The organism is Vibrio aquaticus (genome assembly GCF_003970385.1).
GTDB lineage: Bacteria > Pseudomonadota > Gammaproteobacteria > Enterobacterales > Vibrionaceae > Vibrio > Vibrio aquaticus.
In genome coordinates this window covers 26,932-41,627 of record NZ_RXZH01000004.1, presented here as the reverse complement: position 1 = coordinate 41,627, position 14,696 = coordinate 26,932, and the positions used below count along the sequence as shown (strand labels likewise).

Annotated in this window: 11 protein-coding genes and 4 tRNA genes; 11 read left to right on the top strand and 4 right to left on the bottom strand. The window is 45.4% G+C overall.

Features of this window, described 5'->3' with window-relative positions:
• Window positions 1-120 precede the first annotated feature (120 nt).
• On the bottom strand, window positions 121-441 hold the full coding sequence (locus EJ063_RS10840) for an HI1450 family dsDNA-mimic protein (protein ID WP_126574299.1): 321 nt from the start codon (window positions 439-441) through the stop codon (window positions 121-123).
• Window positions 442-443: 2 nt separating this feature from the next.
• Complete coding sequence (gene yeiP, locus EJ063_RS10835; protein WP_126574298.1) at window positions 444-1,010, bottom strand: elongation factor P-like protein YeiP; 567 nt, start codon at window positions 1,008-1,010, stop codon at window positions 444-446.
• Between the two features lie 133 nt (window positions 1,011-1,143).
• Between yeiP and EJ063_RS10830 the strand changes: the two genes are divergently transcribed.
• On the top strand, window positions 1,144-1,911 hold the full coding sequence (locus EJ063_RS10830) for a nucleotidyltransferase domain-containing protein (RefSeq protein WP_126574297.1): 768 nt from the start codon (window positions 1,144-1,146) through the stop codon (window positions 1,909-1,911).
• An 83-nt stretch (window positions 1,912-1,994) separates the two neighbouring features.
• On the top strand, window positions 1,995-4,118 hold the full coding sequence (locus EJ063_RS10825; RefSeq protein WP_126574296.1) for a PTS sugar transporter subunit IIC/EAL domain-containing protein: 2,124 nt from the start codon (window positions 1,995-1,997) through the stop codon (window positions 4,116-4,118).
• On the opposite strand, the gene EJ063_RS10820 is transcribed toward EJ063_RS10825, so the two are convergent.
• The gene (locus EJ063_RS10820; RefSeq protein ID WP_126574536.1) at window positions 4,059-6,425 is read right to left on the bottom strand and encodes a DNA polymerase II; all 2,367 of its coding nucleotides are present in this window, start codon (window positions 6,423-6,425) and stop codon (window positions 4,059-4,061) included. The genes EJ063_RS10825 and EJ063_RS10820 overlap by 60 nt on opposite strands.
• A 373-nt stretch (window positions 6,426-6,798) precedes the next feature.
• Between EJ063_RS10820 and uvrY the strand changes: the two genes are divergently transcribed.
• From uvrY to EJ063_RS10780, 8 genes are all read left to right on the top strand, one after another.
• The gene (uvrY, locus tag EJ063_RS10815) at window positions 6,799-7,443 is read left to right on the top strand and encodes a UvrY/SirA/GacA family response regulator transcription factor (protein ID WP_126574295.1); all 645 of its coding nucleotides are present in this window, start codon (window positions 6,799-6,801) and stop codon (window positions 7,441-7,443) included.
• Between the two features lie 47 nt (window positions 7,444-7,490).
• Window positions 7,491-9,320, top strand: a complete 1,830-nt coding sequence (uvrC, locus tag EJ063_RS10810; RefSeq protein ID WP_126574294.1) for an excinuclease ABC subunit UvrC — start codon at window positions 7,491-7,493, stop codon at window positions 9,318-9,320.
• Window positions 9,321-9,398: 78 nt separating this feature from the next.
• Window positions 9,399-9,956 carry a CDP-diacylglycerol--glycerol-3-phosphate 3-phosphatidyltransferase gene (pgsA, locus tag EJ063_RS10805; protein WP_126574293.1) on the top strand — a complete coding sequence of 186 codons (558 nt, stop codon included), beginning with the start codon at window positions 9,399-9,401 and terminating at the stop codon, window positions 9,954-9,956.
• A gap of 230 nt (window positions 9,957-10,186) precedes the next feature.
• Window positions 10,187-10,260, top strand: a tRNA-Cys gene (locus tag EJ063_RS10800).
• 3 nt (window positions 10,261-10,263) lie between these two features.
• A tRNA-Gly gene (locus tag EJ063_RS10795) sits at window positions 10,264-10,339 on the top strand.
• Between the two features lie 84 nt (window positions 10,340-10,423).
• Window positions 10,424-10,510, top strand: a tRNA-Leu gene (locus EJ063_RS10790).
• A 29-nt stretch (window positions 10,511-10,539) separates the two neighbouring features.
• Window positions 10,540-10,615 (top strand) — tRNA-Gly (locus tag EJ063_RS10785).
• 386 nt (window positions 10,616-11,001) lie between these two features.
• The gene (locus EJ063_RS10780) at window positions 11,002-12,531 is read left to right on the top strand and encodes a sensor domain-containing diguanylate cyclase (protein WP_244225179.1); all 1,530 of its coding nucleotides are present in this window, start codon (window positions 11,002-11,004) and stop codon (window positions 12,529-12,531) included.
• On the opposite strand, the gene EJ063_RS10775 is transcribed toward EJ063_RS10780, so the two are convergent.
• Window positions 12,518-13,603, bottom strand: a complete 1,086-nt coding sequence (locus EJ063_RS10775; protein ID WP_126574291.1) for a PQQ-dependent sugar dehydrogenase — start codon at window positions 13,601-13,603, stop codon at window positions 12,518-12,520. The two genes, EJ063_RS10780 and EJ063_RS10775, sit on opposite strands and share 14 nt — an antisense overlap.
• A gap of 220 nt (window positions 13,604-13,823) precedes the next feature.
• On the opposite strand from EJ063_RS10775, the gene EJ063_RS10770 reads away from it, so the two are divergent.
• A complete protein-coding gene (locus EJ063_RS10770) occupies window positions 13,824-14,612 on the top strand; it encodes a TetR/AcrR family transcriptional regulator (RefSeq protein ID WP_126574290.1) in 789 nt (262 codons plus the stop codon).
• Window positions 14,613-14,696: the final 84 nt, after the last annotated feature.

Below are 14,696 nucleotides of genomic sequence, written 5' to 3'. Positions count from 1 at the left end.
TTTCAGTGATGATGTGTCACGACCAGTACTGGTTCAACATTCACATGCATCGCCGTTCGCTAAGAAAAAAACACCCCAGCATTTGCTAGGGTGTTTTAGTATTTGGTGGAAATAACGAGATTAATCGCGTTTCCAAAGGGCGTGACAGAACTTATGCTCTGGATCGCGGCTGATGAGAAGCCTTGCGAATACATCGTCAAGCACATCATCATCTTCGTTTACTAAGCCGACGCGCACTTCTGCATACACTTCTTTATCGACATCAAACCCAACGTGACCAACCCAGTCATCACCCGTTTCAACGAGCTCAGCGGCGCCACGCTCTTCGAACTGTGCTGTAAACAAAATAACGTCAGCAGGCTCTAGGTTGTCAGGGGCCATCTCTAGGAAGATGTCGTAAGCGGTATCGATCGCATCATCGTAAGACATTAGCTCAGACATAATTACGCGCGGCTCATGTATTTACGTTCAGTCGTATTGATGATGATTCGATCACCAGTCGCAATGTATTCAGGGACTTGAACCGTTAGGCCTGTTGCAAAACGCGCTGGTTTTGTACGAGCTGAAGCTGAAGCGCCTTTGATTGAAGGGTCAGTTTCTTCAATAACAAGCTCAACTGTAGCAGGTAGCTCGATGCCAACCGCGCTGCCGTTCACTAGAATGATGTGCAGACCTTTGATCTCTTCAGTGATGAACTGAAGCTCGTCTTCGATTTCATCTTGCTTGAATGTGTACTGAGTGTAATCTTCGTTGTCCATGAAGATGTACTCATCGCCATCAACGTAAGAGAAAGAAGACGCGCGCTTGAACATATCAACCGTTTCAAGTACGTCATCAGATTTGTAGCGTTCATCAACGCGAGCACCTGTGTTTAGGTCAGTACAACGCAGTTTGTAGATTTTAGCGCCGCCACGACCACCAGGAGTGGTTACTTCGATGTCTTTGATTAACAGTGTTTTACCATTAGATTCGATAGCAAAACCTTTTTTAAGCTCACTTGCCTTTGGCATGAACATTTTCCTTCGTGTGTATAGGGAGTCGGCGCATTATATACCGAGCGAATTAAGGAAGGAATATCTTGATTGATCAAAGCGTGTGAGCGAACATTAGAACCAATCCATTTTGCTTTTTGCCCAGAATAACATGCACCTAACAACCATCGACCCGAATGACCCGTTCCAACCCAATTATCAGCCAGCCATTGGTGAAATGTTGAGTTATCTTAAAAGCGGTTTAGGGAAAAACTTACACAGTGTTTATCTGTATGGCAGTGTTGCGCGCAAAACAGCAAAGCCAGGGCACTCAAATCTTGATGTGATTGTGGTGACGCACAAAAGCTTTGGTGATGTACGAACCACCTTGTTTAATTCGATTAAGTGGCGCTTTCAAAAGACTTATCCATTCATTACCGAAGTGTCGTTTAAAACCGCATTGGTGGACGATGTCGCAAGCTTGGAAGGGATTTTGTCTTGGGGCTTCCTACTAAAACACTGCTCTGTGTGCATCGAAGGTGAAGATCTTTCGGAATGTTTTGGTGATTACGAGCCAAGTTGGGAGATTGCCAAGCACTGGAATATGGACGTGGAAGACTGGTTAGCGGTGTACCGTAATCGTATAGCGCGAGCAGACAAAGATGAAGACCAAGCTCGCGCGCAAAAGATCATTGCCAAGAAGCTGCTTCGAGCAAGCTACTCGTTGGTCATGTACCGTGATAAGAAATGGTTTGACGATCCCATTGAGTGTGGTCAGCAGTTTTTGAACTACTTCCCAGAGAAACAGATTGAGATAGAACGTCTAGGTATCTTGTTGTCTGGGCGTATGATTGCCAAGCGCTCCGTGATCGGCATATTAGATAGTTTTGGCGATTGGTTGGTTCAGCAGTATAAAAAAACCGAATTTCGTATTGGATAATCGGATTCTCAAAAAACGTAATTAACCAGTCTATCAGTAATGGGTATGCTAACTTTAATTAGGGAAAGCTAAATGGAGTTAGTATGCAAAGCGAGTCAAGAAGTACGCCCGCAGCCCCACTCTCATTATCGCAGTGGGGCAGAAAGTACTTAACCCCTTCTTTTCAAGCAATCAGGGAAGGCATGGTATGGCTAATCCCTTGTTTGATGATCTCATCTTTTTGTTTACTGGTTGCTTGTATCGGTGAGTTTGTTGTTGGACATCGAACACCTTGGATTGTTCTCTTTTATGATCTGCACGACAGCGTAGCCAGCTTGTTTCCTTACTTGATGACCGCGACCATTTCTTATGGGTTAGCCATGCGCTGGCGCTTACCTCGTCCTCCGGTCGCTTTGTTATCAATTCTGTTCTTGATATTGGTGGCTGAAGTTATCCCCGACCAGCAAACCATCCTGACGTTTCACATCATAATGGCGATCGTCACACCACTATATGCCATTCCACTCTTGGCGTATTTGGCTCGATTCCGATTTCTTCATCTGACTCATATTGATGCCGCAGGGCAGGTCGTCAAAGAGTCACTCAATTTGGTCTTACCGGCGATTGTAACGACGATCGTGGTGATCCTCACCGATCTGCTTTTCTTCTCAGCGATTGGCAATATCTCCTTGTTGTCACTGCTCTCATTGGATTATGCCAATGATCCTACTTTCTTCGGTGTGGCATTTTCCGCACTAAATTCCATGTTGTGGTTCTTTGGTGTCCATGGCTACTATGCGCTGTTGCCTCTAGTCGATTTGCTACAAGAGGCGAGCAACCTCAACTATTCGACCGTATTAGCCGGGGGCAGCGGTTCCTATCATATGAATCTTTCATTTATGGGATCGTTTGTGTTCATTGGCGGCAGTGGAGCCACATTCTCTTTGGTCATCGCGTTACTGCTTTTTACTAAATTACGTAGCTTTAAGCTGATAGCGTTGGCGAGTATTCCCATCGGGTTACTGAACATTAATGAGATTTTACTCTTTGGTTTGCCGATCATCTTTAATCCGCGGCTATTTGCGCCTTTTTTATTGGCTCCTATCGCTAATGTGGTGGTCAGTATGTTAGCGGTCAGCACAGGGCTTGTGTCGTCTCCAAGTGTGTCGGTGCCGTTTAATAGCCCGATTATCTTTAATGCGTTTGTAGCCACCGGTGGTGATATTTCTGCGGTTGTATTGCAGCTGTTCAACATCATCATGGGGGTCTTTATCTATTTACCCGCAGTGAAATTCATCGAAAAAGAGCGCAGTAAAGGTTCGATTTACATTAGTGGGTTGGATACCGACTTTGCGCGTTTGCAAGAAGAAGCTCAAACCGTAAATGATGACCCGATTGCCGAATTGCTTCACAAAGAGAAAGAAGCACAGCAAGTCGCGCAAGAGATTGAGTTGTTAAGTCAAAAGGATTTCTGTTTAGAGTATCAACCGCAAATATGCCCCGTTAGTGGTCGAACGGTAGGGTGTGAAGCCTTGATTCGTTCAATGGACGAAAGCGGAAGGCTTCAAGCGCCATTCACCTTTTTACCTTGGCTTGAAAGGGCTGGGCTTATGAAAGAGGTCGATTTATGGGTGGTAAAGCATGTCATTAGAGACATCAAGACAATGCAGACCCAAGGTGTTTTTATCCCTGTCAGTCTAAACATCACACCCGATAGCCTGGTTGATGAAACCTGTTTCGCACAGATTGTTAGAATCATTAAACCTTATGCGACTTACGTTCATCTCGAAATCACGGAAGAGACATTGCTTGCTGACGAACAGCAATTGATCATGGCCTTTAATCAACTCCATCAAATGGGCGTGAAAATTCACATTGATGACTTCGGCACCGGTTACTCTTCGTTAAGCTACTTAAATTCGTTCGACATCGACTGCATTAAGATTGATCGTTCTTTTGTGCTGGCACTGGACAGCGAAAAGGGGCAGAAGGTGTTCAAAACGCTTTTCTCTATTGCGCAGCAGCTGAGCTTAAGTGTCGTGGTTGAAGGTGTCGAAACTCAGCAGCAACTCGATAGTGTGCCTCGTTATGATGGTGTGACCGTGCAAGGCTGGTACTACGCCAAGTCGATGCCGTTAGATAAGTTAATCGACTACACCGTTGTGAAGTTAAAACAGCCCAAGCTGAGGCTCGCTCAAGGTAGCGAAATCGATGCCGATAAACGGTAAGATCGCTTCCGCAACGGGTTTGAGCTGTTTATCAATGTAGTGCTGATAGTCGATAGCGTTTTTTTGATACTCTTTCGGCTCCGGCCCTGCAAGGGTAATGACATACTCAATGCGCCCTTTGTTTTGATATTGTAGCGGTCGTCCAAGCTGAGCATTGATTTCATCTGCCATTCGAGCGGCACGAACCTGAGGAGGCACGTTCTTTTGGTACTCATGCAGCTTGCGGCGCAAACGCTTTTGATAAGTGAGCTTTGAGTCGTGAACACCGGCTTTGGTTTGTTCGACAAAGTGGCGCACGTATTCGCTTGGGTTATCGCCTTTAAACACCATAGAGTAGAGTGCTTGCTGAAATTCTTGCGCTAGCGGTGTCCAGTCAGTTCGCGCACTCTCTAACCCTTTGAAGATAAGCTGTTCTTGTTCACCTTCGCCAATCAGTCCGGCATAACGCTTTTTCGAACCGGTTTCTTGGCCGCGAATTGTGGGCATCAGAAACTTACGATAGTGGGTTTCGTATTCGAGCTCTAAGATGGAGGTTAGGTTGTATTCTTCTCTAAGGTGCGTTGTCCACCAATCGTTGATATGTTCGACTAACGCATTGCCAATCTCGTCGGCCTTTGCTTGAGAGTACTCACCATTGAGAGACACAAAGGTTGAATCTGTGTCGCCGTAGATCACTTGATAGCCTTTATCTTCAATCAGTCGCTTCGTTTGCTTCATGATTTCATGGCCACGCATGGTAATGCTTGAGGCTAAACGCGTATCGAAAAATCGACACCCAGAAGAGCCGAGTACCCCATAAAACGAGTTCATGATGATCTTGATCGCTTGCGAGAAGGCTTTCTCGTTGTTCTTTTTCGCGACATCACGAGCCGCCCAAAGATGTTCGATCATCTTAGGCAAAAAATGACGAGTACGATGGAATTGGCCGCCACGAAAACCGGGGACCGCTTGGTTCTCATCGGTGCCAATCTCCAATTGTAAGCCTTCTATCAGTCCCATAGGGTCAATCAAAAAGCTGCGGATGATAGATGGGTAAAGGCTTTTAAAATCAAGAACCAACACAGAGTCATACAGGTTTGGAATGGAATCCATGACATAGCCGCCCGGACTTGCTACCCAGTTTTCAGGATACAAGTTGGGGGCCACATAACCGGCGCGGTGAACTTGAGGCAGGTAAAGGTTGGTGAACGCCGCGACGGATCCGCCAATGCGGTCAATCTCGACTCCGGTCAGCTTGGCGCGTTCGATAGCAAATTCAAGTAGATGCGTTTGAGCAAAAATCTTATTCACCAGCACACAATCTTGTAGGTTGTATTTCGCCAGTGAAGGCTTGTCATGGCGAAACATTTGGTTAATTTCATCCATGCGATCATGCACATTGTGGATCTGCTTACCTTCGCCGAGCAGTTCTTGAGAAACAGATTCGAGCGACCAACTGCGAAAGTGATAGGTCGCATTTTTTAACGTATCAATACCATCCATCACGACTCGGCCGGGAATCGAAATAAAGCCTTGCTGAGTGGTGTTAGACGTACGGAAAAAGCTTGCTTGATTGCCTCGGCCAATCATGAGTTTGACCTTGTTCCATTCGGCCCGCTTGTGCAAAAGACGGAAATCAAAGTCGATGACGTTCCAGCCGATGACAACATCAGGGTCAAACCTCACAAACCATTCGACCATCGCCACTAATAAGGCTTTCTCATCCTTAACCCACTGAATCTGGGTTTCGGCTTGTTCCGGCTCGCCAACCATGATCACCCGGCTGTCCATTGGGCTATCGAGTCCAATTGAATAGAGAATGCCTTTTTCTGAACATTCGATATCAAGAGAGACAACATTGAGCTTAGGCGTGTAGTCAGCTTGGCGACATTTTACGTCTTGAAAACGATGAAAATGAGATGAGCTCGTGCGCTCCACTCCAGTAAACTCAAGACTTCCTTTAATAAACCGCTCCATCAAATAGCGGTCAGCTAAGCGAATATCATCTTCCAACACCGTCAGTTCATACTGTTTTAATGCATTGCTGAGTTGTTGTGATTGTTTCACCGTTGGGCAATAGCAAGCGCAAAGAGGTTCTAGCTCAAAACTGCGTAAGTCGAGTGGTTTCCATTGAACAGGCAGCCCAAGAGGCTTGGCAATAGCTTGAGCGCTTTCAAGAGCCGCTTGGTGGATAAAGAACACCGGCTGCTCGCCTTGAACAATGAGTTGTGTAGGGCCTTGCGGTGTCGAGATCCATAATTCTATTTGCGTCTGCCCATTGATGTCGCGAGCTTGGCGTGTAAGTAAAAATCCGCTTTGAATGACCATACTAAGAAACGAGGCGAGAGGTGTCGCATTGGCTGATGTGCAGTACATAGATTACCACAGGCAAGATGAGATAAATAGAACGGCTGATTGACGGTAATTAGAGGGGAGAGAAACGTATTTAAGTGAAGATTTTACTACCTCTTTAGAGGAAAATTTAATCGAACGATAAAGCACAAAACCACACTTAACCTATTGATTATTAGATTAATTGCAATTTAGGCGGCAGATATGAAAATAAGTTCTTGCTAATCTTCGCGTTTCAGCACATATTCAGTGTACGCAAATTTTTATGATTTAAGTTAAACTAGGCAGCAATGCTGTAATCCACAGTTTGTGGGGTGCAGAGCCAAAGTAATAGTGTGGAGATACAAGTTTGATTAATGTTTTCCTTGTAGATGATCACGAGCTGGTTCGCACAGGGATACGACGTATTATTGAAGACGTCCGTGGAATGAACGTAGCAGGGGAAGCTGAAAGCGGTGAAGAAGCAGTAAAATGGTGTCGTAGCAATCATGCCGATGTCATTTTAATGGATATGAACATGCCGGGCATTGGCGGTCTTGAAGCGACCAAGAAGATCCTGCGTTTCAATCCAGATGTGAAAATTATCGTTTTAACTGTTCATACGGAAAATCCGTTTCCAACTAAAGTGATGCAGGCAGGCGCAGCGGGTTATTTAACCAAAGGCGCAGGTCCAGATGAAATGGTGAATGCAATACGCATGGTGAATAGTGGTCAACGCTACATTTCTCCAGAAATTGCTCAACAGATGGCGCTAAGTCAACTTTCTCCGGCTTCGGAAAACCCGTTTGCTGATCTGTCTGAGCGTGAATTGCAAATCATGATGATGATCACCAAAGGGCAGAAGGTAACTGACATTTCCGAGCAGTTAAACTTAAGCCCAAAAACAGTAAACAGTTACCGCTACCGCTTGTTTAACAAGTTGGACATCAGCGGTGATGTTGAATTGACGCACTTGGCAATTCGACACGGTATGATCGATACCGAAACCCTGTAATTACTGTTCACATCGCCGTTCTAAAAAAGCCTATTCATGGGGTCAGTATGAGCCAATTTGATTCGGCTTCTTTTCTAAAAACAGTGACTAATCAGCCTGGCGTTTATCGTATGTATAACGCCGAGGCTGTTGTCATTTATGTCGGTAAAGCCAAAGATCTTAAAAAGCGCCTATCTAGTTACTTTCGCAGCAAAGTAGACAGTGAGAAAACGCGCGCCCTCGTCAGCAACATTGATAAAATCGATGTCACAGTCACGCATACCGAAACAGAAGCGCTGATCTTAGAGCACAACTACATCAAGCAGTATTTGCCTAAGTACAATGTGTTACTGCGTGACGATAAGTCTTATCCATACATCTTTGTCAGTGGACATAAACACCCGCGCTTGTCGATGCACCGTGGTTCAAAAAAGCGCAAAGGCGAATACTTTGGGCCTTATCCTGATTCTGGAGCCGTTCGAGAAACACTCCATCTACTGCAAAAAATCTTTCCGGTTCGACAGTGTGAAGACACCGTCTACGGCAACCGAACACGCCCATGCTTGATGTACCAAATTGGTCGTTGTGCTGCCCCATGTGTGAGTAGCGTAATCTCAGATCAAGAGTATTCTGAGCTGGTGGATTTGGTTCGTTTGTTCCTGCAAGGCAAAGACCAGCAGGTCTTAAGCTCTTTAGTCGAAAAAATGGAGCAGGCGAGTCAGTCGTTGCGTTTTGAAGAGGCGGCGAAGTTTCGCGATCAAATTCAGGCCATTCGCCGAGTGCAAGAGCAGCAGTTTGTTTCGGAAGATTCCATGGACGATATGGATGTGTTGGGCTTTGCTCAAGAAAATGGCATTGCCTGTATCCACATCTTGATGATTCGCCAAGGTAAAGTGCTCGGCAGTCGCAGTCATTTCCCTAAAATCCCCAACAGCACAACGCAGCAAGAGGTCTTTTACAGCTTTTTGAGTCAGTATTATCTCAGTCACAATGAAGCGAGAACCGTCCCGACACGAATCATTCTTAATAGTGGTTTAGTTGAAGATACAGAACCACTTGAAAGTGCGCTCACCGACATTGCAGGGCGTAAGGTTCAGTTTCACGTTAATCCAACAGGAACACGGGGACGCTATCTCAAGCTTTCAAATACCAATGCGCTGACGGCAATTACCACCAAGATCAACCATAAAATGACGATCTCTCAGCGTTTTAAAGAACTGAGAGAGTTGCTCAATATGGACAGTATCACGCGTATGGAGTGTTTTGATATCTCCCATACTATGGGGGAAAGCACGATTGCTTCTTGCGTGGTGTTTAACCAAGAAGGTCCGGTTAAGCAAGAGTACCGTCGTTACAACATTACGGGTATTACCGGTGGCGATGACTATGCTGCGATGGGGCAAGCGTTAGACCGACGCTACTCCAAACAGTTGGATGTCGAGAAAATTCCAGACATCGTCTTTATTGATGGTGGCAAAGGTCAGCTGAATCGTGCCCATGAGATCATTACTCAATATTGGGGGGATTGGCCTAAGCGACCTCGATTAATCGGTATCGCTAAAGGTGTGACTCGTAAACCAGGTTTGGAAACTTTGATTACCACAGAAGGGGATGAGTTTAACCTGCCAAGTGATGCACCAGCACTTCATCTGATGCAGCATATTCGGGATGAGAGCCACAATCATGCCATTGCAGGGCACAGAGCGAAGCGAGGAAAAACACGCAGAACCAGTGCGTTAGAGGGCATTGAAGGGGTAGGGCCGAAGCGTCGCCAAGCCTTACTGAAATACATGGGAGGATTGCAAGAACTCAAACGGGCAAGTGTCGAAGAAATCGCCAAAGTGCCGGGTATTAGCGTTAGTTTGGCAGAAAACATCTATCAAGCATTGAAACAATAACAAAAATCCCGCACCATAAGAGCCCTGTTTGAAGCACCAAATAGAGCAATACGCAAACAAAAAGAGCCTTTAAAAAATATGCGTTTAAATATCCCGAACATCTTGTCTTTGTTGCGACTTTTCTTGATCCCAGTATTTGTCGTTGTTTTCTATCTTCCTTATAGCTGGTCTCCTTTCGCCGCTGCGATGGTCTTCTGGGTGGCAGGCTTTACAGATTGGCTTGATGGCATGTTGGCTAGAAAGTTAGGTCAAACCTCCCGTTTTGGTGCTTTTATTGATCCAGTCGCAGATAAAGTACTCGTTGCCACTGCTCTGATTCTTATCACAGAACATTACGCTTCGATTTGGGTGACGATTCCTGCGGTCACTATGATTGCCCGTGAAATCATTATTTCGGCACTGCGAGAGTGGATGGCTGAAATCGGTAAACGTGCGAGTGTGGCCGTTTCTTGGGTAGGGAAGGTGAAGACCGTCAGTCAAATGTTCGCACTTTGGGTACTGATCTGGCGTCACGATGATTGGATGGTGTGGGTAGGCTATGCTGCACTGTACATTGCAACGATTCTGACCTACTGGTCGATGGCGCAATATCTCATGGCAGCCAAAGACGATTTGCTAGACGAAGAACATCATTAACAGAAAGCGGGCTTAGGTCCGCTTTTTTGTATCTACAATATGCTAACCACAGTTAACTGCCTGAATATGACCGTATATTTGCTAATTAACTGAACAATTTGGCTGCTTTTGAACGTTAAATAGACAAACGATTCAAAATTTTAAAATTAGTGTTGACTCATCAGAGCGAATCCGTAGAATGCATTCCGTACCCAAGAGGAACGCAGCAAGATTGCTTCTAAAGGGTTGAAGGCGTGTTGGCAGAGTGGCTATGCAGCGGATTGCAAATCCGTGGACCTCGGTTCGACTCCGGGACGCGCCTCCATTTGCGACACTAGCTCAGTTGGTAGAGCGCAACCTTGCCAAGGTTGAGGTCACGAGTTCGAACCTCGTGTGTCGCTCCAAATTTTTGGATAGCGAAATTTAGTTCGATATCAAGATGGTGTTTTACTTACTTCAGTAAAGGCATCACAAATTTAGATTTGTGTGCCCTGGTGGTGGAATTGGTAGACACAAGGGATTTAAAATCCCTCGACGTTCGCGTTGTGCCGGTTCAAGTCCGGCCCGGGGCACCATCTAATCGCTTATTGATTAGCGAAAAAATGCGACACTAGCTCAGTTGGTAGAGCGCAACCTTGCCAAGGTTGAGGTCACGAGTTCGAACCTCGTGTGTCGCTCCAAATACGAAGCCCTAGCAGAGATGCTGGGGCTTTTTCGTTTTTGCTCTCCTGACTTATCTCTTATCTCTTATCTCTTGTCTGTGTCTTCTCTGGCACTCAGGTTAAGCTATTTTCATACTCAACATTTTTCTGCCAAGTACCTCTCTAGTTAATTTTTATCGTCAAAACTATGCATAGATGACAATTGAGTGACGTTTATTCATACTTTTTTGGTGAATTTATTTTCAAATCGAATAGAATACCCACGATTTATAAACTGGTATCGCAGAATCAATAAAACAACAAAATGATACCAAGAGCACCCATAGAGTCAGAGGCAGCTTGTAGCGTATCGATTGCTCAACGTATTGCGCTTGTTCTAGATGTTTGTAGTGAGTGGGAAAGTATTGAAGATTCAAAACCTAGTGAAAAAGTGGTTCGCTAAACTTTCGATCAACCAAATGTTGGTGGTTTCCCATCTTGTGTTGGTTCTGATCTTAATTTCTGGTTTTAGCTATACCCGTTATCACAGTGAATGGAATCGACATGTAGAATACTCGGCAACCATAGCCAAACTCACGCTTGCTCCTCATATCCCTTCAATATCCAATTCAGTCGCCGATATCAACTATGTAAAATTGACCGATGCTGACACCAAAAAGGTTTGGGCAGCCGTTGATGATTTAGAATTTCTTGAGGTATCTGGCGTCGCTGATCATTCGGACCAACAAGTCCATGTCCGCTTTTTTAAGCGTTTAGAGTATCTATGGCGCGCTGATGTTGAACCCCAAGAACTTGGCTCATTAGAAGAAAAATTGTTTGAAACCAATTTACGTGTTGCTCAAGCAAAAGAGCAGGGCGCACCGACTTTAAATAAACTCCGATTCTACCAAACGCTTATGCAGCGAGAATATGACTCTTTACTAGAAAGTCGCTTCATTTCTGACAATATCTACGTGCCTTGGACAAAGCCAGTCGTTAATCAAGAGCAATATTACCTTGATGACGAGACGTGCACGCTCAATATCGTTATTCCCCTGCAGAACAAAAATGGCGGTGAATTGTGGGCCGTATTTGATGCCAGTGACTTGACCGATCTACAACACTCCTTAGTCGAAGAGATTATCGCTGAAGCGATTGTTGCCTTGGCGATTTCCTTAGTCCTGATTGGTTGGATTTCTCACTGGATTGTGTCGCCGCTTAAGTCTCTGGCAGATCATATGCGCGCAGGCACGGCCAACGAGCAGATTGGCGATCTCGAGGCCATAGAACGCGGAGACGAAATCGGTCAGCTCGCCAGAGCTTACCAAGGGCTACTCACCAAAATTGATCATCAGCTTAGTATATTACGTAAACGCTCCGATACTGACCCACTCACAGGCTTAGGCTCACGTTACAACTACACACAAAATGCATTGCCCTATATACGTCGTCAAATCGCAAAAGGGCAGTATGTAGGACTGATCGTCTGCGATGTCGATAACTTTAAGGCATTCAATGATCGTTATGGTCATACCGAAGGTGACAACGCCCTCTCTCTTGTCGGAGCGAAAATCAACGAACTCGCCCGGGATACCGATTTAGCGTTTCGTTACGGTGGGGAAGAGTTCGTCTTACTGTGTGCAAGAACGGACTTGTCGCAGTTGGTCAATTTCACTGAGCGATTGAGAAAAGAGATCGAAGGATTGGGTATTACTCATGAAGGGAATGCACCTTACGGACATGTCACTATGTCTATTGGTGGCTCTGTCTCGAACCAGAAAGATATTGATGAACATTTCCATACCCATCAAGATCTGCAAGAGTCGATGTTCAATGCGGCGGATAAGGCGCTCTATTGCTCGAAAGGTAAAGGGCGTAACCAAGTGAGTTGGAGTGGCAGCCGTGAAAATAGCGAGCTAGAGCAGCCCGCATTGGAAGTGACTAATCCTGCCTAACCAGACGGTAAATCTTACCACTGTCGGTTGAGAAAATGATGTCTCCTGAAGGCAGTGCTTCGATATCGCGAATTCGTTCACCAAGATCTTCTAGTATTCTTTGTTCTTGGGTAATGGCACCATCTACGATGGTTAATACATTGATATGGGCCAACTTAAGCGCCCCTGCGAGCAATTTACCGTTTAGCTCAGGATATGTACTGCCTCTGTACAGTAAGAGTGAACCGGGGGCGATAGAAGGCACATAGACTTTAAGTGGTGAGATGATGCCTTCTTTTTCTTCGGCCTCCCCAACGGAGATAGGCCCCCAATACTCTTTTCCGTGTGAAGTCACTGGCCAACCATAGTTAGCCCCTTTCATAATCAAGTTGATCTCGTCACCGCCTCTAGGGCCATGCTCAATCGACCATAACTGTTTCTCTTGGCTATCGTAGAACAATCCTTGAGGGTTGCGGTGTCCGTAGCTCCATATCTCAGGCTTCGCTGTTTTTTGTGAGAGAAAAGGATTCTCGGGAGTTGGCTCGCCTGTGGATAATATTTTAAGAATAGATCCGGCATGAGTTTCAGTATTTTGGCCATTATCGCGTTCGCCTCTATCCCCAACACTGAAATAGATGCCCTCATCATCGAAGGTGATACGGCTACCAAAATGACGACCGCCATCAGAACCTGAATGAGTCACTAGAACATCTTGCCAATCTGATAGCTTTCCTTCTGAATAGCTAGCTTGGCTGAGCGTTGTCTCGATCGTATTCCCGACCGCTTTGGCATAGGTGAAATAAACAGTCTTTTCATCAAAAGGCGATTGTGCGACATCAAGTAGCCCCCCTTGTCCGTATACAGCAACGCTAGGATGAGCCCCAATGACTGAATATTGCTGATTGGAAAGGTTAAGAAGACCGACTGTTCCATTCTTTTCGCTGACCACGACAGCATTATCACCGACATAACTTAACCCCCACGGAATGTTTAAGCCTTCTACAATAGGTTCCGCTGACCAGGAGGCAGCAACCGCAGGAAAGGGGAGGGCGAGGCTTAGTAGGAGTGCTTTGAGTGGGTTTTTCATACTCATTCCTTGCTTATGCGTATTCGACTTAGCAATAGTAGCATTAGTGAGAATGCATAACCGTAGTAAATGTTTTTTATAAAACCCCTTGAATTGATCAATATCTGCGCTATTATGACGAAGTGTCAAAAATGACGATGCGTCATAAAAGTGATTTATCAGGCAGTGACGATTCGTGTTACAATTGAATGTTAGGGAGTAACGGATAAATATGGATTGATTGATCATGTTTGGCTTTGGCTGTAGTAAAAGTGGAAAACAAGAAAGTTCTGGTTGCCCATTTGGGCGCACGAAGAAACAGCAGGCGATTGCTGATAGAGAAGTAGAACTTACTCTTCTGGCCAAATCATTGGTTCAGAAAGAGGGGTGGAGTAACTTGTCTATGGATAAGTTGACGTCGGCCAGCTCTTATTCGAAAGGGACTATCTACAATCACTTTAGTAGCAAAGAAGATGTGATCATTGCGTTGTGCATCCATTCACTGCAAAGTGAAGCTATCCTGTTTGCGCGAGCGGCTGAGTTTGAAGGCAATACTCGTGAAAAAGTGATGGCGATGCACGTTGGCTATCGGATCTATGCACGCATGGAGCCTGTCCTTTCTACCTGTGCCATCATGGCTAAAAGCCCATGGGTACTAGAGAAAGCGTCTCCAGAACGTGTGAAAGCGTTGAATGAGTTAGAAGAACAAGTGATTGGCAATGCTGATCAGCTGGTTAACTTCGCGGTAGAGCAAGGGGACTTAAAGTTCTCACCGGGTATCGGTTCTGATGCCATTGTTTTTGCCAACTGGTCGATTGCTTTCGGTTCTAATGCGTTAACTCAGAATGCATCGAATAGCCACTGTATCAAGCGTATCCAAGATCCGTTTTCTGTACTTCATAATGCGAATATGTTGCTTGATGGACTTAACTGGAAACCGCTCTCAAGTGAGTGGGATTACCGTAAAACTTGGCAAAGAGTAGAACAAGAGCTGTTCTCTGAAGAGGTCGAGTATTTACACTCAGTAGGTCGATAAACTCGTAATGAAAAGCCCAGCAGGGCTTTTTAATTCAACGTTTATGACGAATCGTCAATAAATGACACTCGAACGAAAGTTCGG

Coding starts and splice junctions, on each gene's coding strand:
- EJ063_RS10820 (WP_126574536.1), bottom strand. CDS start 6,425: ATGGTCATTCAAAGCGGATTTTTACTTACACGCCAAGCTCGCGACATC.
- pgsA (WP_126574293.1), top strand. CDS start 9,399: ATGCGTTTAAATATCCCGAACATCTTGTCTTTGTTGCGACTTTTCTTG.
- yeiP (WP_126574298.1), bottom strand. CDS start 1,010: ATGCCAAAGGCAAGTGAGCTTAAAAAAGGTTTTGCTATCGAATCTAAT.
- EJ063_RS10775 (WP_126574291.1), bottom strand. CDS start 13,603: ATGAGTATGAAAAACCCACTCAAAGCACTCCTACTAAGCCTCGCCCTC.
- EJ063_RS10825 (WP_126574296.1), top strand. CDS start 1,995: ATGCAAAGCGAGTCAAGAAGTACGCCCGCAGCCCCACTCTCATTATCG.
- uvrC (WP_126574294.1), top strand. CDS start 7,491: ATGAGCCAATTTGATTCGGCTTCTTTTCTAAAAACAGTGACTAATCAG.
- EJ063_RS10770 (WP_126574290.1), top strand. CDS start 13,824: ATGTTTGGCTTTGGCTGTAGTAAAAGTGGAAAACAAGAAAGTTCTGGT.
- EJ063_RS10840 (WP_126574299.1), bottom strand. CDS start 441: ATGTCTGAGCTAATGTCTTACGATGATGCGATCGATACCGCTTACGAC.
- EJ063_RS10830 (WP_126574297.1), top strand. CDS start 1,144: ATGCACCTAACAACCATCGACCCGAATGACCCGTTCCAACCCAATTAT.